The organism is Nocardia spumae, from assembly GCF_020733635.1.
GTDB lineage: Bacteria > Actinomycetota > Actinomycetes > Mycobacteriales > Mycobacteriaceae > Nocardia > Nocardia spumae.
On sequence record NZ_JAJFZL010000001.1, the window covers coordinates 1,755,969 to 1,781,645 of the forward strand.

The following is a 25,677-nucleotide window of genomic DNA, read 5'->3' on the forward strand; positions in this document are numbered from 1 at the left end:
TCCTGAGTTCCGGATACCCGCACGCGGCCGACGCACCGCCGGCGTCCCGAGTCGCGCATCAGCGTAATCATTCGAGGTCGCACGGCGTGGCGTGAGGGGGGCGTGTCGGATATCGGACCGAGTTCACCCGGCTGCCGACGATCGCGAACAATGGTGCGATGCCGTACTTCCAGGGCGCGCGCGGCCGGCTGCACTACCGGTGCCGGCCGTCGGATTCCGCCGACCCGGTGGCCGTGGTCGTGTTCCTCCCGGGATCCGGCCAGCACAGTGGGCACTATCACCGTTTCGGCCGGGCTCTCGGCCGATGGGGGATCGAGACCCGCTGCCTGGACACCGCGGGCCAGGGGCTCAGTGAAGGCGATCCGGAGGCGCCCGGCACCCTCACCGAACTGGCGGCAGATGCCGCCGCCCTCGCCGCCCTGACGCGAGCCGAGCGTCCGGGCGTGCCGTTCTTCCTCGCGGGTCATTCACTCGGCGCGGCGAGCTGCCTGGTGGCGGCCGGACTTCCGGAACTGTCCGGGTGCGCGGGATCGGTTCTGACCGGAACCCCGAAACGTGCGCTCGACCCATCCGTTGTACCGCCGCCCGAACTGCCCGTTCTGGCGCTGCACGGTGTCGACGACCGCCGGGCGCCGATCGACGCGGTACGCGATTGGGCGGCGCGGCATCGGTCGGTGGGGTTGCACGAGTACGCCGACGCCGGGCACGATTTGCTGCACGAGCCGGTGCACGCGGCAGTGACCGCCGATATCGCGGAGTGGATTCGCGCGGTCGCGGATCGTCGGCACGGCGCCACGGAAGTGGGCTGAGAAAGGGGGACCGCGATGCAGTCACAAGAGGCCGGGGATCTGGGTACCGATGTCCGCGCACTGACCCAGGCGGTCGACGACGGCGAGCTGTGGATCGACGGGGTCCTGGTCGGTGACGGCACACACGAACGCTGTGCGCGCCGCTACGAAGCACTCGCCGAACAGGTCGAACTGCAGATCCGCACGCTCGGCGGGGCCGCCACCCTGCCCGGATTCGGGGGCTTCGAATCGGGTGCCGCGCTGCGCCGCGGGTTCGAGGGCAAGGCCGCCGACGCGGTCGATCGGCTCCGCGAATACGCCGATGCCGCACGGCAATTGGCACAGACCCTGCGGGCCGCCGCGGACGCGTACGCCCGGCACGACAGCGATGCGGCGGCCGCGATCGGCCGCGCCGCGCCGCCGCCGGTCACTGTGCAGCCGACGCAACCGGTGGGGGTCGGCCATGCATAGGGTCAGCGGTAACGGCACCCCGCCTGCCGAGGGGCATACCGACCCGAACTACGCCACCACGGTCGAGGTGTTCGACAACCTCACCCACGTCGATATCCAGCGCGGGGTGCAGGCCCTCGACCCGGAGGTACTCACCGCCGGCCGGCAGGCATGGCAGCAGTCGGCGGCCGGGCTCGCCGAAGCGGTGCAGTCGGCGCATACCGAGATCCGCGGCGCCATCGCCGACGGCTGGCGCGGTGGCGCGGCACAGCTGGCGGCGGATGCGGTGACGGCCTTCGAGCGGCTGGGCCAGAATCTGTCCGATGTGATGGCGGTTGTCGGGCGGCGGCTCGGACAGGCCAACGACGCGGCCGAGACATTGCGCGCCTCCGTCTCGCAGCAGATGGCCGATGTGCCGAATCTGGAGGCGGCCCTGCTGGATCCGAAACAGGCCACCGCCAACAGCGCGCTGCAGAAGAGCGCCGAGAACCTGCGCCTGGACGCGGTGCGGGTGATGGATTCCGTCTACGCGGGTGTCTTCCTGCCCACGGGCGACAATGTGCCGGCCTTCCCCGAGGGCGGGATGTATCCGAATCCCGCTGTCGCCCCGCCCGGTCCGGACGAGACGACGGCACCCGGCGGCGGCAGCGCGGATCTGGTCGGTACGCCGACGCCGCGGGTGGCGGCGGAAGCGGGGGAGCTGCCCGGCGGGCCGCAGGCGCCGGCGGCCGATCCCGATCGACCGGGCGACGATCGGCCCGGCGAGCAGCCCGTCGAGCGCCCGGCCGCGGTCGCCCCGGCCGCCGCGACCGTCCCCTCCGGTGTCGAACCCGCGACGCGTGTCACCGCCCCCGCGGTACCGGGAACCGTCCAGCCGGCGGTCGCACCGGTGTCGGGGCCCGGCCCCGCGATGGTCGTCGATCCGGTTGCGCCACAGCGAAAACCGCCGGCGAAGTCGATGCCTGTCCCGGCGGCCCCGGCCGGGGTGCCGAGTGTGGCCACCGTGACCACCGCGACGAGCGGCGCCACCACACCGGCGAATGCCCAGAATTCCGATCCGGCCAAGCGGGACGAGCGCGACGACCGCAACTCCGGCACCGACGCCGTATCCGGTATGGGCGCCGGAATCGTCGGCGGTCTGGCGGGTGGCGCGTTCGCGGCGGGTGACGCCGTCCGGCAGGGAACCTCCGGCCCCGCGCCGGTGAGGCCGCCGCGCCTCGACGACGATGAGGACGACGACGAGGACTACTTCGCCGAATTCGACGAGCCGACCTTTCTCGAACCGGCTGAACCCGGCGGCGAGCTGGTCGGGCAACTCGGTCCGACCACGCCACCCGTACTCGGCGAATGGTCCGAGGATGACTGACCGCCGTTCGGCCGGTGTGGCGCGGGTGGTCCACCCGCGGTGAAATGGACGTTGACGCCTGATCAGTTCGCCCTGGCTTGGCAGCGTATCGACGGTGACCGCATTCCGTATCCGCTCGCGGTGCGATTGTCCGCGCGCGACAATGTCGAACGGGCCGCGCAACTTCCCGCGCTGACCGAATGGTCCGGCACCGCGCTGGATCCCGACCTGGAGGCGGCGTTGCGAGTGCTCGCCCGCCCCACCATCCGGATCGAGGTCTTCGGCGAACAGGGCACCGGCGAGGTACGGCCGGTGCGGGTTCTGGGCACCGCGGCGGGACACATCACGGTGGTCGCGGCCCAGCGCCACGGCGCCCGGCCCGATCGCGGCGGCGATATCCGGCTGTTCGTGGGCAATTCGAAAACCCTTGCCGCCCGGGTCGTTTCCCTGCTGCCGGAGAACGGGCCCGGTACCGAACCGCGCCGCACCGCACCCTTGGACCGGGTCCGCGAGGACAGCCGGGATCTGGTCACGGTGCCGGTCGCGGGGCCGTCGAACACCGCGCGCATGCGGCGGCTGCTCAAACAGCCCCGCGACGGAATCGGCCAGATCGTGGTCTCCGCGCGCCGCCCCGACGACACCATGCGTGCCCTCGCCGTGCTGTGCTGGATCGATGTCGTCGACGACGGCCGCTACGCGGTGCGCACCCGCGCCGAGGTCGACATCGTCGGCGTCACCGCGGAAACCTTCGCCGCGCAACTACGTCCGATGGTCGCGGCCGCGGAGCGTCTGGTCGCGGACAACAACGAATGGTGAGAACGCATGCCCTGTTACGAATTCGAAGGTAAGCGGCCGCAGGTGGATCCCACCGCCTTCGTCGCCCCGACCGCCACCCTGATCGGCGATGTCCGGGTGGAGGCGCGGGCCTCGATCTGGTACGGCGCGGTGCTGCGTGCCGACCTGGCGCCGATCATCGTGCGCGAGCGCGCGAATGTGCAGGACAACAGCGTGATTCACACCCCGCCCGAGGTGGCCGTCGAGGTCGGGCCCGGTGCCACCATCGCGCACAGCGTGGTCCTGCACGGGGCGAGTGTCGGCGCGGAGGCGATCGTCGGCAACGGCAGTACGGTGCTGGATATGGCCACAATCGGCGCCGGCTCGATGATCGCCGCGCACTCCCTGGTCCAGCCCGGCACCGTGATCCCCGACCACGTCCTCGCGGCGGGCGCACCCGCCGAGGTCAAGCGCCCCATCGCCGGAACGCAGGCCGAAGGCTGGGTCAAGATCAACCCCGAATACTACGCGGAACTCGCCGAGCGCCATCGCGAGGGCATCCGCGAGATCGATACGGCGGCAGAGTAATCCGCGCTCGCGGGCGACGGTGCGGCGAATCCGCTCCCGCGACCCGGGAGCGGCCACCGGTCGAGAGGCGTCCGGATCGGTGGCGGGCGATTCGGACGCCGGGGTCGACTCGTCAGTCGCCCGGGGGCGGCGGTGACCGCAGCAGGCCCAGCATCTCCTCGTCGCCGAGTTGATGGAAATCGCGATAGGCGCCGCCGACCCCGCCGAGGGAGCGCGGGACCAGCGGGCAGATGATCTCCTGTGCCAGCCCGCGCAGCCGATCCATCGCCTCGATCGAGGACACCGGCACCGCCACCGTGATCCAGCGCGGTCGATGTGAGCTCGCGACCCGGCAGGCCGCGGCCACCGTCGCACCGGTCGCCATACCGTCGTCGACGATCACCGCCGTGCGGTCGCGCACCGGCACCCGCGGCACCTGTGACCGGATCATGTCCTCCCGGCGGGACAGCTCCGCGCGTTCGGCGGCCTCCACCGCGGCGATCTGATCGTCGCGCACCCCGGTCTGGGAGACCACATCCTCGTTGAGGACCCGCACCCCGCCCTCACCGATCGCGCCCATCGCCAGTTCCGGCTGCCAGGGCACGCCGAGCTTGCGCACCAGCAACACGTCGAGATCTCCGCCGATGACCTCCCGCACCGCGGCCGCGACCGGTACCCCGCCTCGGGGCAGGCCCAGCACCAGGGGATTCCACGCGCGCAGGTGTGTCAGCGATGCACCCAGCGTGCGACCGGCGGCCCTCCGATCCGGATAGATCATGGTGCCCTCAGTCTATGGCTCGATGGTGAATCTGCGCAGGCTCAGGCTGGGGTTGGTGGTGCGGATCTGCCGCAGGTGATCCAGGTCGACGCGGCTGGTGGCGATGCCGTCGGCATCGCCCAGTTCGGCCAGGAGATTGCCGGCCGGGTCGACGATCATCGACCCGCCCGCGCCCCGGGGCGCGCAGTGGTCGGCGGCGGCCACGTAGACCGTGTTCTCGATGGCCCGCGCCCGCAGCAGAGTGGTCCACTGGTCCAGTTTCCCGGGACCCGGAATCCATTGCGCCGGAAGTAGCAGCACGTGCGCGCCCGCGGCGGCGACCCGGCGGCATCCCTCCGGGAAGCGCAGATCGAAGCAGGTCTGCAGGCCGAAGACGACGCCGTCCACGGCGAAGGTGGCCGGATCCTCGATCGGCCCGGGCGCCACCACCTCCGATTCACGGAAACCGAAGGCGTCGTAGAGATGCACCTTCCGATAGATCGCCGCGAACTCGGCATCGGGACCGGCGGCGACCAGTGTGTTGTAGATTCGCTCGCCCTGCTCCCCGCCCGGCGACTCGACGACACCGGCGACCACGTGCACGCCGAATTCGGCGGCCAGTCCCCGCAATTCGCTCACCCACGGGCCGGTGACGGGTTCGGCGGCCGCCACCACCCGCTCATCCAGCCGCTTCACCGCGAACATCGAGTACTCCGGGGCGACAACAACTTTCACGCCGTGTCCGGCTGCGGCGCGGACGTGTGCGCGCAGGGTCGCGAGATTGGCCGCCTTGTCGGTGTACGGGCCGAACTGCACCACCGCGATATCGACGGCCTGCGCGGGGGCCGGTGCCGCGGCGGGCTGCGGTCGCGGCCGTTCCTCCACACCGACCGCGGTGGCCGGTGCCGGGCGCCCGGCATCGATCGTGGACGAGTAGGTGACCACGATCGGCGCGGGATCGCGGGTTGTTCCGGCGGGATCGAGGGTGTCTGATTCGTCACTCGTGCCGACATCGGCGTCCGACGGTGAATTCGGCTCGCCGGGCGCAGATGCGGTGGGCCGCAGGGGTTCGGCGGATTCCGGAACGGCGCGCGGGGGCGGCTGCTGCGGTTGCATACGTCTCACCGTATTGGCCCGATGGTCCGGGCGGCCACCACGAGGCATTAAACTGCTGGTCAATATGAACAACTCATCGGTCGACAGCGTACCCAGCGGCGGGGGCGACAGGCCCGAAGGCGCAGCAGAGCGCATCCACGAAGGGCCCGCGGACGCCGCCACCGGGTACCGCGACGGGAGCACCGCGCCCGCGGGCGGCGGCTCACCCGAGCGCGGCGACGCATCCGAACCGTCGTTCGCCGATCTCGGCATCGACGATCGGCTGCTCGCGGCCATCGCCGATGTCGGCTACGAGTCGCCGTCGCCGATCCAGGCGGCCACGATCCCGCCGCTGCTGGCCGGCGCCGATGTCGTCGGCCTGGCGCAGACCGGAACCGGTAAGACGGCCGCGTTCGCGATCCCGATCCTGATGGGGCTGGACAAACGGCCGAAGCCGCCGCAGGCGCTGGTGCTCGCGCCGACCCGTGAGCTGGCGATCCAGGTGGCCGAGGCCTTCGGCCGCTACTCGGCGCATCTGCCGGGCATCCATGTGCTGCCGATCTACGGCGGCCAGAACTACGCGGTGCAGCTGCAGGGCCTGCGGCGCGGCGCGCAGGTCGTCGTCGGCACGCCGGGCCGCGTCATCGACCATCTCGAACGCGGCACACTCGACCTGACCCAGCTGCGGTATCTGGTCCTGGACGAGGCCGACGAGATGCTGAAGATGGGCTTCCAGGAGGATGTCGAGCGCATTCTGCGCGACACTCCGCCCGAGAAGCAGGTCGCGCTGTTCTCCGCGACCATGCCGGCGGTGATCCGCAAGATCTCCAAGCAGTATCTGAAGGATCCGGTCGAGATCACGGTCAAATCCAAGACCTCGACCAACACCAACATCACCCAGCGCTGGGTGCATGTGTCCTATCAGCGCAAACTCGACGCTCTGACCCGCATCCTCGAGGTCGAGCCGTTCGAGGCGATGATCATCTTCGTGCGGACCAAGCAGGCCACCGAGGAACTGGCCGAGAAGTTGCGGTCGCGCGGGTACTCGGCGGCCGCGATCAACGGCGATATCGCGCAGAACCAGCGTGAACGCACGATCGGGCAGCTGAAGTCCGGCGCTCTCGACATCCTCGTCGCCACCGATGTCGCCGCCCGCGGACTCGATGTCGACCGCATCTCCCATGTGGTCAACTACGACATTCCGCACGACACCGAGTCCTACGTGCACCGCATCGGTCGTACCGGACGCGCGGGCCGCACGGGTGAGGCGCTGCTGTTCGTCGCACCGCGCGAGCGCCGCCTGCTCGACGCCATCGAGCGCGCGACCCGGCAACCGCTGACCGAGATGCAGCTGCCCAGCGTCGACGACGTGAACGCGCAGCGCGTGGTCAAGTTCCACGACGCGATCACCGAGAACCTCTCGTCGCCGAATCTCGCGCTGTTCCGCAAGCTCATCGAGGACTACGAGGCCGAGCACAACATCCCGCTGGCCGATATCGCCGCGGCGCTGGCCGTCGGCGGCCACGACGGCGAGAACTTCTTCATGGAGCCCGAGATCGAGCCGATCCGCCCGGCGCGGCGTGAACGTGCGCCGCGCGAAGAGCGCGAGCGGCGGCCCGAAGGGCCGCAGCGTCATCGCGCCACCGGTGCGGAGATGGCGACCTATCGGATCGCGGTCGGCAAACGTCACCGCGTGGTTCCCGGTGCGATCGTCGGGGCGATCGCCAATGAGGGCGGCCTGCGTCGCAGCGATTTCGGACATATCAGCATCCGGCCCGATCACAGCCTGGTCGAGCTCCCCGCGGACCTGTCCTCGGAGACGCTGGACGCCTTGCGCCGCACCCGGATCAGCGGTGTCCTGATCCAGTTGCAGCTGGATCAGGGCCCGCCGTCGCACCGCGCGATGCCGCGCGGCCCCCGCCGCGAGGGTGGTCGCAAATACGATCGCCGCAAGCCTCGGAGCTAACGTTCCGCGGCGTCCGCACGGGTCAGCCGCCAGACGTTGTCCACGCGGGTGCCGGTGCGGCCGTCCGGCGCGGTCAGTGGCCGTCGCACCGGCTCGTGGGTCGTCACCGTCCATTCGGCGGAGAGGTTCAGGCTCTCCAGAACTCCGTCGAGGGTGGGGAATTCCGCGTCGAAGGGATATTCGTCCGGTGTCATCCAGGTCGGCCAGCCGCCGTGCATCACGATCAGCAGGGTGCCGCCGGATGCCACCGCATCGGCGGCGCGGCGCAGGACCCCGTCTTGGTCCAGGGCGACCGGCGATTGTAGGAATTGGGCATTGACCAGGTCGTAGGTGCCTTCGGGGAAGGTGACGCCCAATTCGTGGCGCTGCCAGGAGATCCGGTCGGCGACACCGGCGGATTCGGCATGGGCGGCCGCGCGGGTCAGCGCGGTCGCCGCGATATCGACTCCGGTCACCTGCCAGCCCCGGCCGGCCAGCCAGACCGCGTCCGCGCCCTCTCCGCAGCCCAGATCCAGAGCCCGGCCCGGACGAAGGTCCGTCGTCTCGCGGACCAGCAGCGGGTTGGGGTTGCCGCTCCAGATCCGGTCGCTGTCGCGGTAGCGCTGCTCCCAGAACAGGGCGGGTTCGGTCGGGGATGTGGCGGACATGAGACTCCTCGTCACGATGGGTTGGGCCGGGGGCGGCACCGCATCCGAGCATCGCGCCGAATCGGTGCGGGCAGCAAGAAAATTTGCGGAATCGGCAAAACGCCGTCCACGCGCCGGAGGGTGTGCGATAAATCGAACCGGCCGACGCTGCGGGACGGGCGCCCCGCCACCCGCGCGTGCCGCGCGGAACTGTCCCACAGTGGATGCGAATTTCCATTAACTTAACTGCTCGGCCGCGAATTCCGCAGGGTGGGCCCTTCTTTGTCGCAACCTAACGGTTCAGCTGGTTACCCGACGGTATCCTGTGGCATCCCATCGGCGTGAAGCGCGCGATTCGTCGTTTATGATCCGGTCGACATGTGGTTCGTGTCGAGGCGTAGATTCGATTCGGACCTACGAATACGGTGGGAGATGCCCATGAAACTTGCCCTGTCACCCGATGAGGTGGCCTTCCGGGACGACCTGCGCACGTTCTTCCGGACCGAGATTCCGGCCGAGATCCGGGACAAGGTCACCAGCGGCCGGGAGCTCTCCCGCGACGACATAGTCACCGCGCACAAGCTGCTCCACGGCAAGGGCATCGCGGTGCCGAAGTGGCCGGTGGCGTGGGGTGGTCAGGACTGGACCTCCATGCAGCGCCACATCTGGGAAGACGAGATGCAGCTGGCCGGTGTGCCCGAGCCGCTGACCTTCAACGCCAATATGATCGGGCCGGTCATCGCGCAGTTCGGCTCCGAGGAGCTCAAACAGCGCTTCCTGCCGCCGACCGCGGCGCTCGACATCTGGTGGTGCCAGGGTTTCTCGGAGCCGGACGCCGGATCCGACCTGGCCTCGCTGCGGACCACCGCGGTGCGCGACGGTGACTCCTACATCGTCAACGGCCAGAAGATCTGGACCACCCTGGCCCAGTACGCCGACTGGATCTTCTGCCTGGTCCGCACCGACCCGAATGCGCCGAAGAAGCAGGCCGGTATCTCGATGCTGCTGTTCGACGTGAATTCGCCCGGGGTCACCGTGCGGCCGATCAAACTGATCGACGGTCATCACGAGGTCAACGAGGTCTTCTTCGAGAATGTCCGGGTCCCGGCCGATCAGCTGGTCGGCGAGGAGAACATGGGCTGGACCTACGCCAAGTTCCTGCTCGGCAACGAGCGCACCGGTATCGCGGGCGTGGGCCGCACCAAGGTGGTGGTCGCGACCGCCAAGGAGCATGCGGCGCGGATCGCATCGGGTTCCGGCACGCTGCTCGAGGATCCGGTCTTCGCCTCTCGCGTCGCGGAGCTGGAGAACGAATTGCTCGCACTGGAGCTGACCCTGCTGCGAGTGGTGGCCAATTCCGCCGAGGGTAAGCCGAATCCGGTCTCGTCGGTGCTGAAGCTGCGGGGCACCGAATTGCAGCAGGCCGCCACCGAGCTCATGCTCGATGTCGCCGGTCCGGATGCGGTGCCGGTCGCCGCGGCCGATATCGCCGCGCCGGACTGGGCGCAGCGCACCGGGCCGACGTATCTCAACTACCGCAAGACCAGCATCTACGGAGGCTCGAACGAGGTGCAGCGCACCATCATCGCCTCCACCATCCTCGGATTGTGAGGCGTAGCCATGGACTTTGAGCTCACCGATGAACAGGTCATGCTGCGCGATACGGTGCGTGATCTGCTGGCTCGTACCTACGATCCGGAGAGCCGGCTGAAGGTGCTCGACACCGAACTCGGCTGGAGCCGTGACGTGTGGTCGCAACTGGCCGAATTGGGTGTGCTGGGACTGAGTTTCAGCGAGGCCGACGGCGGTGTCGGCGCGGGCCCCGTGGAGACGATGGTCGTCATGGAGGAGATCGGGCGCCGGTTGGCGCCGGAGCCGCTGCTCGACGCGGTGTTGCTGCCCGGTGGGCTGGTCGCCGCACTAGGTACGGCCGCACAGCGCGAGCGGATCCTGCCCGAGGTGGTCGGCGGATCCCGGCTGCTGGCCCTGGCGCACGAGGAGGCCGGTTCGCGCTGGCCGGATCTCGAGGTGACGACGACGGCCGCCGCGGAGGGCGCCGGCTATCGGCTGACCGGTGTGAAAAGCCGGGTACCGCACGGTGATTGCGCCGACGAGCTGGTCGTGACCGCGCGCGACGCCGACGGTGCGCTGCGGGTGTTCCTGGTGGCGGCCGATGCCGAAGGCGTCACTCGCACGCCGTATCGCACCTTCGACGAACGGCGGGGTGCGCAGGTCGAATTCGCCTCGGCTTCCGCGGAATTGCTCGGTGCGGCCGATGCCGGTGACGCCGCCGACGCGGTCGCCTCGGCCATCGCTGTCGCACAGGCGAGCCTGTGTGCGGAGTCGGTCGGTGCGATGGGTGAGGCGATGCGCCTGACCACCGAATATCTCAAGACGCGCAAGCAGTTCGGGGTCACCCTGTCGAAGTTCCAGACCCTGACCCAGCGTGCCGCGGATATGTACGTCTCGCTGGAGCTGGCCCGCAGCATGAGCTACTACGCGACGGCGTCGCTCGCCGAGGGCGCGGTCGACGCGTCGGTCCTGTCCCGGGCCCGCCTGCAGGTCGGGCGCGGTGCTCGCCATATCGGCCAGGAAGCGGTGCAGATGCACGGCGGTATCGGCATCACCACCGAATATCCGGTCAGTCACTACGTCGCCCGGCTCACCGCGGTCGATCAGACCTTCGGTGGCCGCAGGGAACATCTCGGTGTGCTCGCCGCCGGGGTGGGGGAGTACAGCCTGGTCGAACTCTGATTCGAACGGTCTCCGGCAGGGGTGGCGGTCGACGCGAATTCCGCGCGGCCGCCACCTTTTCCGTATCGGGTCTCAGTTCTCGTTGCCGCTGTCGGGCGGCGCGGGTTCGGTCTCCTCGATCGAGTGCGGCGTGTAGTGCGGCCGCGTGGTCGTCGTGGTGCCGGTCTCGGATTCGTCGTAACGGTCGTCGTTCGGATCAACGGTGGTCGGGACGGTTCGCGAGGATGTGGTCGGCGGCGGCGCGTAGGGCGTGTAGCTCGGTTCCGCATCGGGCGACGTGATGGCGGTGTCGGTCGCGGTCGCCGAGGTGGTCCGCCGGGCCGGCGTATTCGCCGCGACCCGCCAGGACGGGGAGGGCGGAATCATCACCTGGGGAGTGGTGGTGCCGCTGTGCCGGAGCGGGGCGGTGGCTACCTGCAGATCCGCGGAAAGTGGCGGCGGGGCGACGTAGACGTCCTTGTGCCCGATCCCGCAGGCGCCGATCAGCACCAGTCCCAGCGATACGGCGCCGGCGGCCATGGCGGGGCCCGCGACCTTCATATTCAGGCGGCCTGGGATATCCGCATCGGCGCGATCCCCCGTGCCCGCCCTGTCGTCCATGGATGTGGTGCTCCCTCAAACTGTTTCCGAGTGGCCTCACAGTAACCGAGACCGGCTGACGAGGCCAGACGCGTCCGCGGCGCGGCAAGATACCGGAGAGTAACGTGAAGTGCCAATGTTTCACATAACAAAGCGATTACTTTCGGCGTGTTGCGGGCACGTGTCGTGTGGAGTTTCGGCAACGGCCACGTACCGTGTGAGCGAAGTTACAAATGCGACGCGTGTTGTTTGCCGGGTGAAACTGACGTTTCGAGCATCTCGGTAGGCGTCATCGAGGAGTGGTGATGGGAGCTTATTCGACATCCCCCACACGCGCGGTGTCGCGGAACGATTCGGCCTCCGCCGAATCCGGGCGCACCGCATGGTCGATCACAGCCCGCATCGCGGCCTGGCTGATCTTCCTGGGTGGATTGGTCGGCGCGGTGCTCGGCATCGCGGGCCTTCGTGTCGAAATCACTGTCGCCGGACTGATTCTGGCGTGTACGACAGGTCTGGTCCTGCTGAAGCTGCGGGCCGACGGTCACAGTTCCGCCTGAGGTTCCGCATCGGCGGAAAATCACTGGGCGCCGGAATCCCTCGGGCTTACCGTGGGGCGGCATGAGGATCGAATCGACCATCGACGCGGCCGAATTCCGCCGTCGTGCCGAGACCTTCCTGGCGCGAGACCCCCTGCGGCACACGATCATCACCACCATGGTCGACAACTGCGTGGCGGGTACGTCCGTTGTCGATCCGCTGTTCGCCGCGGTGTATGCCGACGGTGCGGTGGTCGGTGTCGCGATGGACACCCCTGGGCGCGGGGTGTGCCTCGGCGAGCTTCCCGATGCCGCGCTCGCGGAACTGGCCGGCACCTTCTTCGCGGGCGACCCCGATATGCCCGGCGTCGACGGCGGCCCGCTGTCCGGCCTCGCCTTCGCCCGGTCTTGGCGGGCATTGTCCGGCAAGGATTTCCGGCAGACCGGGTCCACCCGGCTCTATCGGTTCGCCGATCCGGGCAGTCCCGTGGTATCCGGTCGCGCGCGGCCGGCCACCGACTCGGATGTGGCGATCTGCGTCGAGTTCGCCGAGCGGATGCGACGGGATTCCGGCATAGGTCCGGACCCTCGGTCGGTGCCCGCGCGGGTGGCCGTGGGGCATTTGTGGTTGTGGGAGGACGGTGCGCGGCCGGTGGCGATCGCCGGACATCAGATCCGTTCCTTCGGCTGGACGCGTATCGCGCCGGTGTACACGCCGCCGGAGTTCCGGCGCCGCGGCTACGCCTCCGCGCTCACCGCCCGGGTATCGAAAATGTTGCGGGACAACGGCTCGCAGGTGTGCCTGTGCACCGATATCGGCAATCCGACCTCCAACAAGATCTATCAGGACATCGGATATCGGCCGGTGTGTGACTTCCTGCAGTACACCTTCGACACTCGCACGGATCCCGCCGGTTCATGACATCCGCAGCAGCGGCGACTTCTCCGGATTCAGCGGTGTGTTCTGGGCGGCCGAAAGCCACCAGTTTCCGTTCCGTTCCACCATGACGTACAGCGCCGTTTCGGAGAACGCCGTGGGATCGGCGGCCTGCCGCCGGATCTGGGTGACCACCACACCGGGGGCCGGGCTGATCGCCGTGACCACTTCGAAGGTCGACGGCGGCGCCACCTGTCCGGACATCAGCCGATGGTGGATCGGATTGAGCTGGTCGTAGCCGATGACGGTGGCGCCGAACGGAGTTCCCCACAGCACGTCCGCGGCGAAGGAGTGGTCGTAGAGGTCCGCGTCACCCGTTTCCCCGGCGTGCTGCAGTTCCGCGGCCAATGCGGTCGCGACCCGATGGGCCTCGTCGCGTGCCGACGGATTGTCCAATGCGGGGCGATTCATCATGACTACCTCCTGGTTCCGGGTACGCTCTCGAACCTAGAAACTGAACGTAACTTCAGGTCAAGCGCGCGTGAGCACTGTCACGTGTGCCCAGAATCCGCGTCAGCGCCGCGCGTAGCGCCCGCCCGGGATCGGCGGGGGCATGTGGCGCGCGCCAGGCCACGATCTGATCGGGGCGCACCAGCAGTGCTCCGGATGTGCCGATGCCGACGTCGGCGCACCAGTTCTCGTCCATGCGGAGGTGGCGCACCCGGTCGTCGCGGGGTGACATCGCTTGCCAGGCGGCCGCATCCGGTCCGGTGAACAGGGTGAAGCCGGTGCCGACGAGATCGAGGGTGGAGCGCCGGCCGTCCAGGAAGCGGTGCGGCAGCCGGGTACCGGGGCAACCGCCGAGATCGAGCCGGGTGGTGGTGTGCGCACTGCCGTCGTCCACGAAGGCGCCGTCGGGATAGCGCAATCCCAGGATCAGCGCGATCGGATCGGCGAGGGGGGTGTCGTCGGCGGACTCGGTGGCCATCGTGCGCAGATTCGCGGTCCGGATGCTGGATTGGTCGGCCGTGTACCAGCCGATGGGGCGGCGCTCGGCATCGTAGCTGTCCAGCAATCGCGGATCGGCCGTACCGCGCAACACCATCGCGAGTTTCCAGGCCAGATTGTGGCCGTCCTGGATGCCGGTATTGGCACCCGCGGCCGCATAGGGCGGCATTACGTGGGCCGCGTCGCCGGCGAGGAAGACCCGGCCCGATCCGAACCGGTCGGCGACGAACATGCCGGACTCCCAGGGCAATACACTCAGCACCTCGAGGTCGAGATCGCCGGCGCCGATCGCCCGGCGCAGCAGGCCGGGCCAGTCCGCGGCCGGGCGGTCGAGCTCGGTGGAACTCGTGAAGATCCAGCGCTGAGATCCGTCGACCGAGGCGAAAGCGCCCGGGATGCGGTCGTTCTCGATCTGGCAGAGGTTGAATTCGCGGCCGCGCACCACCTCCGACAGATCGGCGCGAAAGTAGACGTTCACCGCGCGCCCGAGGGTGCCGCGGCCGTGCCGATCGATGCCCAGCCGGTGCCGGATCGGGCTGTGCGCACCGTCCGCGGCGATCAGGTACGACGCGCGCAGTGGCTCGGCGAGACCGTCGCCGGTGCGCAACAGTGCGGCGATACCCGTTGCGGTCTCCTCGAATTCGACGCATTCGACACCGAATCGGATATCGCAGCCACGGGCCGTCGCCAGGTCGCGCAGGAGGGGCTCCAGGAGATCCTGAGCGCACAGACATGCCGCGGACGGGGTGATCGCATCCCAGTCCGGCAGGCCCCCGGGCAGGGTGAAGGGGATGCGCTCGGCGCGCGCCAGGGTCGGGCCCGCCGCCATCGCCTGATGAGCGGACAGGCCCCGTGCGGCCTCCTCGACGGCCTCGGCGATGCCGATCTGCCGGAACAGCTCCATCGTGCGGATATTGATCCGGCGTGCTTTCGGCTGCGGGGAGGTCGTGCGGCGGCGCTCGATCAGTACCGTCGGGACACCGTGATGCCGCAGGAACAGGGCCGCGGTGAGTCCGGTCAGTCCGCCGCCGACGATCACTACGGGCTCTGAGTGTACGTCGTACATCATGTGTACGTTGTACACCAGTGGTTGAATTTCGGCAAGGAGGTGCGATGACCGACGAGGCACCCGGAGCGCTCATCTGGACCCTGCCGGAACCACCTGGCCGGCCGACGACGAACCTGAGCCGCGTGGACATCCTGCGCGCGGCCCTGACGATCGCCGATGGCGAGGGAGCGCGGGCGCTGACCATGCGCCGGGTCGCGCAGGCGGTCGGCGCCTCCACGCCGATGTCGCTGTATCGCTATGTGGGCAGTAAGGACGGATTGGTCGATCTGATGATCGACGCCGTCTACGGTGAGATTCCGCTACCGGAACCACCGGCCGGCGCCGCACCGGAGTCGAAAGACACAGGCGAACAGCCGAACTGGCGCGATGCGCTGGAGCGCCTGGCGCTCGATACCTGGGTGGTGATCCAGCGGCATCTGTGGTTCGGCGAACTCGTCCACACCCGGCCGCCACTCGGACCGAACGCACTGCGCTATTTCGATGTCCGCTTCCGGATGCTCGAGCCCCTGGGGCTGTCCGCCGACGATCTGTCGTTACTGACCGGCGCGGTGGACGGTCACCTGTTCGGCGCCGCACTGCAAGCGGCCGAGGAACAGCGGATGCGATCGCGCGTGGGTATACGGACCGACAGCGAACTGACCGCGGCGGCAGCACCCTTCATCGAACCGATTCTCGCCGGCGGCCACTACCCGGCCTTCGCGCGCTGGTTCCACGGCCGGACCGGCTCCGGCCCGGCCGATCCGGTGGCGTGGACCCTGCGGTGTCTTGTGGACGGGCTGGCCTCCCGACTGGGGATCGAAGAAGGCCGGCGACCGCCGTCGACCCCGCCCGCCGGTCCGGCGTGACCCATCGCGGGCCGGCGCCGCCGATACCGGGTCCCGCTAATCCGCTTGTCGCACGACCCATTCGAATGCGCGGGCCTCGGAGCGGGCGCCCTCGGCGGTGCGGGAGCGGTTGGGTTCACCGAGATCGGCGAGCAAGGTCTCGGTCAGCTCCACCAGGGTGGCCAGCGCGGCCGGAGTGAACCAATCGGGGCGGGTGGCGAACACCAGATCCTCACTCGCGGTATTACCACTGGCGCCCGGGGCGAACGGGCAGCCACCGAGACCGCCCAGCGAACCGTCGACCGCGCTCGCTCCGGCGGCCACCGCGGCCAGTGAGTTCGCGACCCCCATACCCCAGGTGTCGTGGCCGTGGAAGAGGATGCGGCGCTGCGGCGTTCCCGATCGGACCGCGGCCACGAGTGCGTGTACCTGGGACGGATGCGCCTGCCCGAGGGTATCGGCGAGCACGATATCCGCGGCGCCGTCGGTGCGCGGGTCGGCGGCGATGGCCAGCACCCGCGCCGGATCCACCGGTCCGTCGAACGGGCAGGTGAACGAGGTCGCCAGGCAGAGCTGAATCGACCCGTCGACCTCCTCGGCCAACCGGATCGCCTCCGGCATGGCGGCCACGCTGTCCTCGGCGGTGCGGCCGATATTGGCCTGGTTGTGCGCATCCGAAACCGACAGGCAGTACTGAAACTTTCGCACTCCCGCCTCGGCGGCCCGGGCGACCTGTCGCGGCGTGGCCACCCACACCCAGCTTCGTTGCAGCTCTTCGGGACTCAGCGCGGCGACCAGCTCCATGGTGTTGGCCATCGGCGGCACCAGATCCGGCCGCGCCATCGAACCGATCTCCAGCTCCGGCACCCCCAGGGCGAGCAGGGTGCGGGCTATCTCCACCTTGTGCTCGGTGGGCAGTACCTTGCCGGTCAACTGCAGACCGTCGCGCAAGGTCACATCACGCAATCCGGCCGTGATCGTCGCGTCGCTCATCGCACCTCCCGAGTCCGCGGGAAGACCGCCCGGCTCACGACGCGTCCAGGGCGTCGATCTCGGCCTCCGACATGCCCAGCAGCTCCGAGAGTACTTCCCGGGTGTGTTCACCGAGGTCCGGGCCCACGGACCGGATGGGCAGCGACCGGTCGCCGATCACCGGGACGATGCCGGTGAACGCCACCTGCTTCGGTTCGTCCGCACCGACGTCGACCGGGAAATGCTGGATCATGTCCCGGGCCCGGTACTGCTCGTCGGTGACGATATCGGCGGCGGTGTAGATCGGCCCGCACGGGATGGCGGCCGCCTCCAGGACGGCCAGTGCCTCCTCGCGAGTGCGGCGCGCGGTCCACTCGCCGATCGCGGCGTCGAGGCGGTCGCGGTGGCGCCAGCGTCCGGCGTTGTCCTGCAGTTCCGGGTCCTCGGCCAGCTCGGGCCGTTCGATCACCTGCATGTAGCGGCGGAAAATGGCGTCTCCGTTACCGCCGATGATGATGCTGGTGCCATCCGAACAGGGATAGGCGTTACTGGGTGCGATCCCCTCCATGCGCCCGCCGACCCGCTGGCGGTTGATGCCGTAGGCCTCGTAATCGGGGACCAGCGATTCCATCACCGACAGAATCGATTCGCTCAGCGCGACATCGATGATGCGGTGCGGCAACGGAATTCGCTCGTCGGCACCGGTGCGCTGGAACAGCGCCAGTACCGTGCCGAAGGCGGCGTAGATCCCGGCGATCGAATCGCCGATCGAGACACCCACCCGGACCGGCGGCCGGTCCGGATCGCCGACGAGTTCACGCAGCCCACCGACCGCCTCGGCGACCGCGGCGAACCCCGGGCGCTGCGATAGCGGACCGGTCTGGCCGTAGGCCGAGATTCGAGTGATGACCAGATCCGGATTGACCTCGTCGAGGACCTCGGGGCCCAGCCCCCACTTCTCCAGCATTCCGGGGCGGAAGTTCTCCAGCAGCACATCGCAGTGCCGGATCAGATCGAGCACGATCGCGCGGCCCGCGTCGGTGCGCAGATCCAGCGTGATGGACTTCTTGTTGCGGTTGACGGTGCGGTAGAGCATCGAGGTATCGCCGCCGTAGAGCCGCCAATTACGCAGCTCGTCACCGGTTTTCGGGCGCTCGACCTTGATCACCTCGGCGCCGAAGTCGCCGAGAATGCGCCCGGCTGTGGGGGCGGCGATGTAGTTGCCCAGCTCCAATACCCGAACGCCGGCCAGCGGTCGAATCTCCATGTAGTGATTCAACCACCGGCCGGCGGTGACGGTCAGGCCGCCTGGGCGACCTCTTCGACGATCGAGTAGTGCTCGGCGTTACCGGCGATGACGGTGCTGGAGCGGCCGTCGACTCCGACCGGGATATCGCCGGCCAGCGTGATGCGGGTCAGCTGGCGGTGCTCGCTGCCGTCGTAGTCGTCGATCGCGTAGTGCTGGGTGGCGCGGTTGTCCCAGATGGCCACGTCACCGAGCGACCAATCCCACCGGGTGGTGTGTTCGAGCCGGGTCACCCGGTCCTGGAACAGCCGGAACAGCGCGTGCGACTCGTTACCGGACAGTCCGACGATCTGCTTGACGAAATGTCCGAGCAGCAGCGCGCGCTCACCGGTTTCGGGGTGCACCCGGACCAGCGGATGTTCGGTCTCGTAGTAGGTCGACTCGAATTCCTCGCGGTAGGCCTTGGACCGCTGGTTCGGCCGATCCTCCTGGGTCGCGGCGTAGTCGTACTTGTTGGTGTGCACGGCCCGCAGGCCCTCGGCCAGCCGCTTCAGCGGCTCCGGCAGCGACTCGTAGGCCGCGACCGTGGACGCCCAGGTCGTGGAACCGCCGTAGCTGGGCAGGCTCACCGCGCGCAGGATCGACGCCTTCGGGATGCGGTCGACGAAGGTGACATCGCTGTGCCAGCTGTTGGCCCGGCCGTGGTGTGAATCGATCGCCAGGCTCTTCACACCCTTGGAGGTGACCGTCGGATGTGGCGTGGTGGGGCTGCCGAGCAGTTCCGCGAACTCGTACTGGGTGTCCTCGGTGAGATGGTGCTGGTCGCGGAAGAAGATCACCTTGTGCTCGTTGAGTGCCGTGCGAATGGCCGCGACGGTCTCCGGAGCCAGATCCCCGCCGAGCCGGACGCCGTCGATCCGTGCACCGATGTGGGTGCCGAGCTTGCGCACGGACACGGGTTCTGCTGCGTGATCGACAGACATGGAAGGCCTTTCGCTCGAATCTTGCTGTGGTTCGAGCACACCATCGAGCCTCGCCCGCGAACAGGTTTACGGTCAGCGCGATCACAAAGCCGGCCGCGGATCGACCGCGCCGCTGTGATCAGCCCAGGTGTTCGCGCAGGTAGGCCAGGTCCTCGGCGACACCTTCGGCCGGAGTCTCGAGCACCACCGGCGCATCGGCGGTCCGGCAGACCTCGGCCAGCAACTGCGGATCGATCGTGCCGTCGGCGAAGTTCGCGTGCCGGTCGGCGCCGGAGTTGAAATCGTCGCGCGAGGAGTTCAGATGCACCAGATCGATCCGGCCGGTGATCGCACGGATCCGGTCGACGACGCCGATCAGTTCCTCACCGCCGGCCCAGGCGTGACAGGTGTCCAAGCAGAAGCCGGCCCCGAAATCGCCGATCGCGTCCCACAGCCGGGCGATGGAATCGAAGTGCCGCGCCATCGCGTGATTGCCGCCCGCGGTGTTCTCGACGAGGATCGGCACCGCGAACCCGCCCTTGTCCTGCTGGCGTTCGAACAGCTTGCGCCAGTTGACGATGCCGGCCTCGATCTCCGAATCCGACCGCACGTGCCCGCCGTGGACGACGAGCCCGAACGCGCCGAGATCGGCCGCGGCCTGTGCCTGCTGGGCCACCGCGTTGCGCGACGGCATCCGCAGCCGGTTGTTCGTACTGGCCACGTTGATCTGATACGAGGAGTGCACCACCACGTCGATCGCGCTGGCCTTGATCTCCTCGGTGCGGGGGTGCGGTTGCGGTTTGTCCCAGCCTTGCGGGTCCACCACGAACATCTGGATGACGTCGGCGCCCAGACGCTCGCCGAAGCCGATCGGATCACTGTCTTGGCGGACGTGTGCTCCAATGCGCATGACAGCAGGGTATCGGTAGCCACCGACAGCCGGGCCCCCGCCGATCGAGATCGCCTTTTCCGCCGTACTGCTATGGTTTCGGTGATTCCGGCACGGGAAGTGGGAGCGGGGCATGCTGGCAAGCGGCGATGTGTTCGCGGGCTACGTCATCGAACGACTGTTGGGCCGCGGTGGTATGGGGCAGGTGTATCTCGCCAAGCATCCGCGGTTGCCGCGAATGACCGCGTTGAAGCTGCTCAACCGTGAAATGGTCGCCGATCCGGAGATTCGGGCCCGCTTCGAGCGGGAGGCCGATCTGGTCGCCCAGCTCGACCATCCCAAGGTCGTCACGGTCTACGATCGCGGCCTCGAGGACGGCCAGCTCTGGATCTCCATGCAGTTCATCGACGGAATCGACGCCGCCAGCGTGGATCCGCAGAAGCTGCCGCCCGAACGTGCCGTGCAGATCATCGCCGAGGTGGCCGAGGCGCTGGACTACGCGCACGGCAACGGCGTCATGCACCGGGATGTGAAGCCGGGCAACATGTTGCTGGCCCGCTCCACCGGCGGTAAGGGTGAGCGGGTCTACCTCACCGATTTCGGTATCGCGCGGCTGCGCGACGACGGCGGCCACCTGACCCAGACCGGAACCTTCACCGCGACCCTGGCCTACGCCTCGCCGGAACAGCTGACCGGCGCCCAGCTCGACGGGCGTTCGGATCAGTATTCGCTGGCATGCAGTCTGTTCTGGCTGTTCACCGGTCGCGGCCCGTTCAACGCGCCGAATCCGGCGGCGGTGATCCGCGGACATCTGCAGGGTCCGGCGCCGTCGTTGAGCAGTGTGCGTCCCGGCCTGCCCGCCGGATTGGACGCGGTCCTGCTCAAGGCGATGCAGAAGCGGGCCATCGACCGCTTCGACACCTGTGCCGACTTCGCGGCCGCCGCGCGCCAGGCGGTGTCGCCGGCCAGTGCGCCGCGCATTCCGACGGTCGGACACCCCTACACCGGGCCGCCCACGCCGACGACGGGACGGCCGGTGACGGGCCCGGGCACTCCGGTCGCGCCGCATCCGTCGACCGGTCCGTCCGTGCCGCACGCACCGCGGCCGATGTCGCAGCCGCACCCGATGTCGCAGCCGCACCCGATGGCGCAGCCCGTGCCGCCGCTCACCGGCGCGCGGCCGATGAACCAGATGCAGCCGATGAACCAGATGCAGCCGATGAACCAGGTGCAGCCGAACTACGGTACGTCCGCCCCGTACAACCAGCCCTACGGCTACCGGCCACCGGCGCCGCAGAGCAAATCCAATACCGGCGTGATCATCGGCATCATCGTCGGCGCGGTGGTGCTGCTACTGGTCGTACTCCTGGTCATGGCGGCCATGTCCAGCTGATCGGCCCCGCCGCCACCACAGATACGGTGTCAGGCACAGCGCGATCAGCAGGATGCCCAGCGCCCAGCCGGCGACCACATCGGTGGTCCAGTGCACACCCAGATAGATCCGGGTGAGCCCGATGATCACCGCGAACCCGGCCGCGACGGCCACCGCCACCACCCGGATCGACCGGCGCGCGGTGCCGATCACCACCAGCGCGGCGACGATTCCCGTGATCGTGGTGCTGCCGAGGGCGTGACCGGACGGGAACGACGCGTTGGTCTCCGAGACCAGCCGATCGACGACCGGCGGACGCGCTCGCCCGATCGCCGATTTCAGCACCGATCCGAGTACCGCGGAGGCGATGCCCGCCGCCGCGACGACCAGGAACGCAGGCCATCGCCGCCGCGCGCCCAACCCGGCGCAGACCACGATCGTCACCGCCGTCATCGCCGCGACACCACCGCTGTCGGTGATTATCCGGACCACCGGATTCAGCCAGCCGACGCGGTGGCCGATCACCCAGTCGGTGATCGGCTCGTCGATACGTATCGCACCGCCGCCGTCGACGACATCGTGGGTGAGCTGGGCGAAGAGGCCGGCGACCGTGGCCAGGGCGAGCAGGACCGCGGCCCGGGCCCGGCTCATCGATCCGTGCTGCATCGCCGCGATCCCGATGACGACCGCGAGCAGAACGGGGGCGAGCAGGGCCATGGGCACGAGAATAGGTCGGCGCGCGGGTCCCGGACGCGAGCCGTGCCCCTGAGGTATTGGGGGATATTCCTGATGGCGCCCGCGGGCGGTCTTGACCAGACTGGTGTGCATGACTGCCGATGCCCTTGGCACCGAAACCGCCGCCGCGACCACGCTCGCGGCCCGCGCAACCGACCTGATGAAGCTGTACGGATCCGGAGACACCCAGGTCCGTGCCCTCGACGGAGTATCGGCCGATTTCGCCCAGCGGGAGTTCACCGCGATCATGGGCCCGTCCGGCTCCGGCAAATCCACCCTGATGCACTGCCTGGCCGGACTGGACACCGCCACCTCCGGCACCGTGGCGATCGGTGATACCGAGCTGACCGGGCTGTCGGACAAACAGATGACCCGTCTGCGTCGCGACCGCATCGGGTTCGTCTTCCAGGCCTTCAACCTGGTGCCGACGCTGACCGCGCTCGAGAACATCACCCTGCCGCTCGATATCGCGGGCCGCAAACCCGATCAGCAGTGGCTGGATACGGTGATCGGACGGCTGGGGCTCGGCGATCGGCTGGACCACCGGCCCAGCGAACTGTCCGGTGGCCAGCAGCAACGGGTGGCCTGCGCCCGGGCGCTGGTCGGACGGCCCGACATCATCTTCGGTGACGAGCCGACCGGAAATCTGGATTCGCGGTCCTCGGGAGAGGTGCTGTCGATTCTGCGGGCCGCGGTCGACGAATTCGGCCAGACGGTCGTCATCGTCACCCACGAACCCCATGCCGCCTCCTACGCCGCCCGCGTCATCTTCCTCGCCGACGGCCGCATCGTCGACGAATTGCGTGATCCGACAGCGGAATCGGTACTGGACCGGATGAAGTCGCTGGAGGCGTGATGAGCGACGATCGCGGATTACGGGGCGTGATGAGCGACGATCGCGCGGCGGCTCATGGCGCCGCCCGGGTGCGGGTGTCCCGCCGGGCACTGGAGGGATAGATCGTGGCTGGATCTCCGATGCGCAAGGTGGCCTTGCGTAATCTGGCCGCGCACAAGGTGCGGCTCGTTCTGACCCTGTTGTCGGTCGTGCTCGGGACCGCGTTCGTCGCGGGCTCGTTCGTGTTCACCGATACCCTCCAGCAGACCTTCGACGGTATCTTCGCCGATCAGGCCAAGGGCGTGGACGTCCGGGTGGAGCCCGAACACGCTCAGTCCCTCGGTGTTCCGAACGATGTGGTCACCACCGTCGCGGGGACCGACGGGGTGCGCGCGGTCGCGCCCGCCGTGCAGGGGCCGGTCGTCTTGCTGAAGGACGGGCACGCGGTGCAGACCGGCGGTGCGCCGAGTTGGGGCCGGTCCTATCTGCCGCCCGATCGGGCGATCGCCGAACCGGAGCATTTCGTCGACGGGGTGGCGCCGGTGACGCCGGGGCAGATCGCGATCAATTCCGGTGGCGCCGAGCGGGCCGGACTGCATGTCGGTGAGAAGGCGACGGTGCTCGTACCCTCGCGCGGCACCATGGATATGACGGTCAGCGGCATCTACACCGTGCCCTCCGATACCGGCGGATTCATCGGGTTGCTGTTCGCGGACTCCCAGGCGCGCGAGCTGTTCACCGACGGTGCGCATGTCGGCTACGTGGATGTGGCCGCGGTGCCGGGTGTTTCACCGGACACCCTGCGCGACCGGATCGCCAAGGCGGTGCCGGACTTCAAGGTGTCCGACGGTGATCAGGTGCGCGCCGATCTGAAGGAGCAGGTCGGCAATGCCCTGAAATTCGTCAACTACTTCCTGCTCGCCTTCGGCGCGATCGCGCTGCTGGTCGGCACTTTCATCATCTACAACACCTTCTCGATGATCGTGGCCCAGCGGTTGCGCGAGCTGGCGCTGTTGCGCGCGGTCGGCGCCGGACGCCGGCAGGTCGGATTGTCGGTGGTGTCGGAGGCGTTCGTGATCGGGCTGATCGGCAGCCTGATCGGACTGGCCGGCGGTATCGGCCTGGCCTTCGGGCTCTCGGCACTGCTGAACGCGTTCGATCTCGGCCTGCCCACCGGAACCATGCAGGTGCTGCCGCGGACCGTGCTGGCGGCGGTGGGGATCGGGCTGGTGGTCACCATGGCCAGCGCCTATGCCCCGGCGCGGCGGGCCGCCAAGATTCCGCCGGTGGAGGCGATGCGGGAGGAGTTCGCCTCGGTCGGTGAGTCACTGCGGGTGCGGACCGTGATCGGCGCGGTTCTGGCGGTGATCGGTGTCGTCCTCGTCGTCGCCGGCGCGCGCCATACCGGCGGCAATGCGGCGGCGACGGTCGGAATCGGCGCGGCGGCCATGATTTTCGCGGTGCTGTTCGCCTCGCCGGCGTTGTCGCGACCGGTGGTCGGCGTACTGGGACTGCTGGTTCGACCGTTCGGCTCGATCGGGGCGATGGCTCGAAACAACGCGGTGCGCAACCCGCGCCGGACCGCCGCCACGGCCTTCGCACTGACCCTCGGCCTGATGCTGGTGTCGGCGATCGGCATGCTCGGAGCCTCGGCGAAGGCCAGTGTCGGCGACCTGGTCGACAAGGGTGTCAATGCCGACTACGTCCTCGCCGGACCGCAGATGATCGGGGTGCCGCTGGGCGCCGCCGAGGCGGCCCGCTCGGTCCAGGGTGTCGCCGATGTGGTGGCGATCCGCGGGGTGGCCCTGCGCGTCGGCGACGATCAGGTCACCGGGACCTCACCCGACGGTCCGCTGGGCGGTGTGCTGCACTACGACCTCCGGCACGGCACGGACAATCTCGCCGGTGATTCCATCCTCGCTTCGGAAACCGAAGCCGGTGAACGTCATTGGCATGCCGGGGATCGGGTCGACGTCACGAGTGTGGACAACAAGAAATTCTCGGTGACCGTCTCCGGTATCTATGCCGACAGCCAGTTGCTCGGCCCGATGGTGGTGGCTCCGGGGCTGTACGACCAGGTGATGCCGGTGGCGTTCCGCACCGACCTGATCGTGCTGGTCAAGGGGATGCCGGGTGCCGATCTGACCGCGATGCGGGGGGCGCTGGAGAAGGCGACCGCCTCGTATGTGGTGGTACAGGTGCAGGATCGGGAGGATTTCAAGGGCGCTCAGGGCCGCCAGATCAACACCATGCTCGCGATTCTGTACGGGTTGCTGGCGCTCGCGGTCGTGATCGCGATTCTGGGTATCGTCAACACGCTGGCGCTGTCGGTGGTGGAGCGACGCCGGGAGATCGGCATGTTGCGTGCGGTCGGTATGCAGCGACCACAGGTGCGGCGCACCATCTATCTCGAATCCATGTTGATCGCGGTCTTCGGCGCCGTCGTCGGTGTGGTGCTCGGGCTCGGGCTCGGCGTCGGGTTCCTGCGTACGCTGTCGGATCTGGGGCTGAGCACGATCACGGTGCCGTGGTCGCAGATCGTGGGCATGCTCCTCGGCTCGGCCGTGGTGGGGGTGCTGGCGGCGTTGTGGCCGGCCGTGCGGGCCGCGCGCACCCCACCGCTGGCGGCGATCGCCGATCTGTGAGCGCAC

Annotated in this window: 25 protein-coding genes; 14 read left to right on the forward strand and 11 right to left on the reverse strand. The window is 68.8% G+C overall.

All coding sequences use genetic code 11. The annotated features are described in order from the left end of the window. Positions 1 to 158 precede the first annotated feature (158 nt). Genes LKD76_RS07390 through LKD76_RS07410 form a run of 5 tightly spaced genes read left to right on the forward strand, consistent with a single transcriptional unit; the run spans position 159 to position 3,945 of the window. Positions 159 to 809, forward strand: a complete 651-nt coding sequence (locus LKD76_RS07390; protein WP_227980289.1) for an alpha/beta hydrolase — start codon at positions 159 to 161, stop codon at positions 807 to 809. Positions 810 to 824: 15 nt separating this feature from the next. Next, positions 825 to 1,259 carry a hypothetical protein gene (locus LKD76_RS07395; RefSeq protein WP_227980290.1) on the forward strand — a complete coding sequence of 145 codons (435 nt, stop codon included), beginning with the start codon at positions 825 to 827 and terminating at the stop codon, positions 1,257 to 1,259. After that, a complete protein-coding gene (locus LKD76_RS07400) occupies positions 1,252 to 2,604 on the forward strand; it encodes a WXG100 family type VII secretion target (RefSeq protein WP_227980291.1) in 1,353 nt (450 codons plus the stop codon). Before LKD76_RS07395 ends, LKD76_RS07400 begins: the two co-directional genes overlap by 8 nt. 51 nt (positions 2,605 to 2,655) lie before the next feature. Further along, complete coding sequence (locus LKD76_RS07405; protein ID WP_227980292.1) at positions 2,656 to 3,399, forward strand: ESX secretion-associated protein EspG; 744 nt, start codon at positions 2,656 to 2,658, stop codon at positions 3,397 to 3,399. A gap of 6 nt (positions 3,400 to 3,405) precedes the next feature. Then, a complete protein-coding gene (locus LKD76_RS07410; RefSeq protein WP_227980293.1) occupies positions 3,406 to 3,945 on the forward strand; it encodes a gamma carbonic anhydrase family protein in 540 nt (179 codons plus the stop codon). Positions 3,946 to 4,057: 112 nt separating this feature from the next. Here LKD76_RS07410 and LKD76_RS07415 read toward each other — a convergent pair whose 3' ends face one another. Further along, positions 4,058 to 4,702: a phosphoribosyltransferase gene (locus LKD76_RS07415; protein WP_227980294.1), complete on the reverse strand. Its 645-nt coding sequence runs from the start codon at positions 4,700 to 4,702 to the stop codon at positions 4,058 to 4,060. 12 nt (positions 4,703 to 4,714) lie between these two features. Next, a complete protein-coding gene (locus tag LKD76_RS07420; protein WP_227985136.1) occupies positions 4,715 to 5,566 on the reverse strand; it encodes a carbon-nitrogen hydrolase family protein in 852 nt (283 codons plus the stop codon). A gap of 295 nt (positions 5,567 to 5,861) precedes the next feature. Between LKD76_RS07420 and LKD76_RS07425 the strand changes: the two genes are divergently transcribed. Further along, positions 5,862 to 7,742: a DEAD/DEAH box helicase gene (locus LKD76_RS07425; RefSeq protein ID WP_227980295.1), complete on the forward strand. Its 1,881-nt coding sequence runs from the start codon at positions 5,862 to 5,864 to the stop codon at positions 7,740 to 7,742. Here the strand turns inward: LKD76_RS07425 and LKD76_RS07430 are convergent. Next, a complete protein-coding gene (locus LKD76_RS07430; protein WP_227980296.1) occupies positions 7,739 to 8,389 on the reverse strand; it encodes a class I SAM-dependent methyltransferase in 651 nt (216 codons plus the stop codon). The two genes, LKD76_RS07425 and LKD76_RS07430, sit on opposite strands and share 4 nt — an antisense overlap. A 417-nt stretch (positions 8,390 to 8,806) precedes the next feature. On the opposite strand from LKD76_RS07430, the gene LKD76_RS07435 reads away from it, so the two are divergent. Both LKD76_RS07435 and LKD76_RS07440 read left to right on the forward strand, forming a co-directional pair. Next, a complete protein-coding gene (locus LKD76_RS07435; protein ID WP_227980297.1) occupies positions 8,807 to 9,979 on the forward strand; it encodes an acyl-CoA dehydrogenase family protein in 1,173 nt (390 codons plus the stop codon). Positions 9,980 to 9,988: 9 nt separating this feature from the next. After that, on the forward strand, positions 9,989 to 11,122 hold the full coding sequence (locus tag LKD76_RS07440; protein ID WP_227980298.1) for an acyl-CoA dehydrogenase family protein: 1,134 nt from the start codon (positions 9,989 to 9,991) through the stop codon (positions 11,120 to 11,122). A gap of 72 nt (positions 11,123 to 11,194) precedes the next feature. Here the strand turns inward: LKD76_RS07440 and LKD76_RS07445 are convergent, their stop codons facing one another. After that, positions 11,195 to 11,722: a hypothetical protein gene (locus tag LKD76_RS07445; protein WP_227980299.1), complete on the reverse strand. Its 528-nt coding sequence runs from the start codon at positions 11,720 to 11,722 to the stop codon at positions 11,195 to 11,197. A 284-nt stretch (positions 11,723 to 12,006) separates the two neighbouring features. Here LKD76_RS07445 and LKD76_RS07450 point away from each other — a divergent pair, with 284 nt between their 5' ends. Then, positions 12,007 to 12,258, forward strand: coding sequence for a hypothetical protein (locus LKD76_RS07450; protein WP_227980300.1), 252 nt, complete (start codon positions 12,007 to 12,009; stop codon positions 12,256 to 12,258). Between the two features lie 61 nt (positions 12,259 to 12,319). After that, on the forward strand, positions 12,320 to 13,159 hold the full coding sequence (locus LKD76_RS07455; RefSeq protein WP_227980301.1) for a GNAT family N-acetyltransferase: 840 nt from the start codon (positions 12,320 to 12,322) through the stop codon (positions 13,157 to 13,159). Here LKD76_RS07455 and LKD76_RS07460 read toward each other — a convergent pair. Together LKD76_RS07460 and LKD76_RS07465 are read right to left on the reverse strand one after the other, a co-directional pair. Then, complete coding sequence (locus LKD76_RS07460; protein WP_227980302.1) at positions 13,154 to 13,588, reverse strand: nuclear transport factor 2 family protein; 435 nt, start codon at positions 13,586 to 13,588, stop codon at positions 13,154 to 13,156. The two genes, LKD76_RS07455 and LKD76_RS07460, sit on opposite strands and share 6 nt — an antisense overlap. Positions 13,589 to 13,640: 52 nt before the next feature. After that, positions 13,641 to 15,191, reverse strand: coding sequence for an FAD-dependent monooxygenase (locus LKD76_RS07465; protein WP_227980303.1), 1,551 nt, complete (start codon positions 15,189 to 15,191; stop codon positions 13,641 to 13,643). Positions 15,192 to 15,235: 44 nt separating this feature from the next. On the opposite strand from LKD76_RS07465, the gene LKD76_RS07470 reads away from it, so the two are divergent. Continuing rightward, positions 15,236 to 16,036, forward strand: a complete 801-nt coding sequence (locus tag LKD76_RS07470; protein WP_227980304.1) for a TetR/AcrR family transcriptional regulator — start codon at positions 15,236 to 15,238, stop codon at positions 16,034 to 16,036. Between the two features lie 36 nt (positions 16,037 to 16,072). On the opposite strand, the gene LKD76_RS07475 is transcribed toward LKD76_RS07470, so the two are convergent. The 4 genes from LKD76_RS07475 to LKD76_RS07490 form a co-directional block, all read right to left on the reverse strand. Further along, on the reverse strand, positions 16,073 to 17,008 hold the full coding sequence (locus tag LKD76_RS07475) for a hydroxymethylglutaryl-CoA lyase-like TIM-barrel protein (RefSeq protein ID WP_227980305.1): 936 nt from the start codon (positions 17,006 to 17,008) through the stop codon (positions 16,073 to 16,075). A gap of 34 nt (positions 17,009 to 17,042) precedes the next feature. Next, positions 17,043 to 18,254 (reverse strand): CaiB/BaiF CoA transferase family protein, encoded by a 1,212-nt coding sequence (locus LKD76_RS07480; protein WP_227980306.1) that lies wholly within the window; start codon positions 18,252 to 18,254, stop codon positions 17,043 to 17,045. Positions 18,255 to 18,286: 32 nt separating this feature from the next. Continuing rightward, the gene (locus LKD76_RS07485) at positions 18,287 to 19,216 is read right to left on the reverse strand and encodes a TauD/TfdA dioxygenase family protein (RefSeq protein WP_227980307.1); all 930 of its coding nucleotides are present in this window, start codon (positions 19,214 to 19,216) and stop codon (positions 18,287 to 18,289) included. A gap of 118 nt (positions 19,217 to 19,334) precedes the next feature. Next, entirely contained in the window at positions 19,335 to 20,105 is a 771-nt protein-coding gene (locus LKD76_RS07490; RefSeq protein WP_227980308.1) for a deoxyribonuclease IV, read from the reverse strand. Positions 20,106 to 20,217: 112 nt separating this feature from the next. Between LKD76_RS07490 and LKD76_RS07495 the strand changes: the two genes are divergently transcribed. Beyond that, positions 20,218 to 21,477, forward strand: a complete 1,260-nt coding sequence (locus LKD76_RS07495) for a serine/threonine-protein kinase (RefSeq protein WP_308188508.1) — start codon at positions 20,218 to 20,220, stop codon at positions 21,475 to 21,477. Here LKD76_RS07495 and LKD76_RS32110 read toward each other — a convergent pair. Beyond that, the gene (locus tag LKD76_RS32110; protein ID WP_308188509.1) at positions 21,436 to 22,173 is read right to left on the reverse strand and encodes a phosphatase PAP2 family protein; all 738 of its coding nucleotides are present in this window, start codon (positions 22,171 to 22,173) and stop codon (positions 21,436 to 21,438) included. The two genes, LKD76_RS07495 and LKD76_RS32110, sit on opposite strands and share 42 nt — an antisense overlap. 109 nt (positions 22,174 to 22,282) lie before the next feature. On the opposite strand from LKD76_RS32110, the gene LKD76_RS07505 reads away from it, so the two are divergent. Together LKD76_RS07505 and LKD76_RS07510 are read left to right on the forward strand one after the other, a co-directional pair. After that, positions 22,283 to 23,047: an ABC transporter ATP-binding protein gene (locus tag LKD76_RS07505; RefSeq protein WP_227980309.1), complete on the forward strand. Its 765-nt coding sequence runs from the start codon at positions 22,283 to 22,285 to the stop codon at positions 23,045 to 23,047. A gap of 119 nt (positions 23,048 to 23,166) precedes the next feature. Next, the gene (locus LKD76_RS07510; RefSeq protein WP_227985138.1) at positions 23,167 to 25,671 is read left to right on the forward strand and encodes an ABC transporter permease; all 2,505 of its coding nucleotides are present in this window, start codon (positions 23,167 to 23,169) and stop codon (positions 25,669 to 25,671) included. Positions 25,672 to 25,677: the final 6 nt, after the last annotated feature.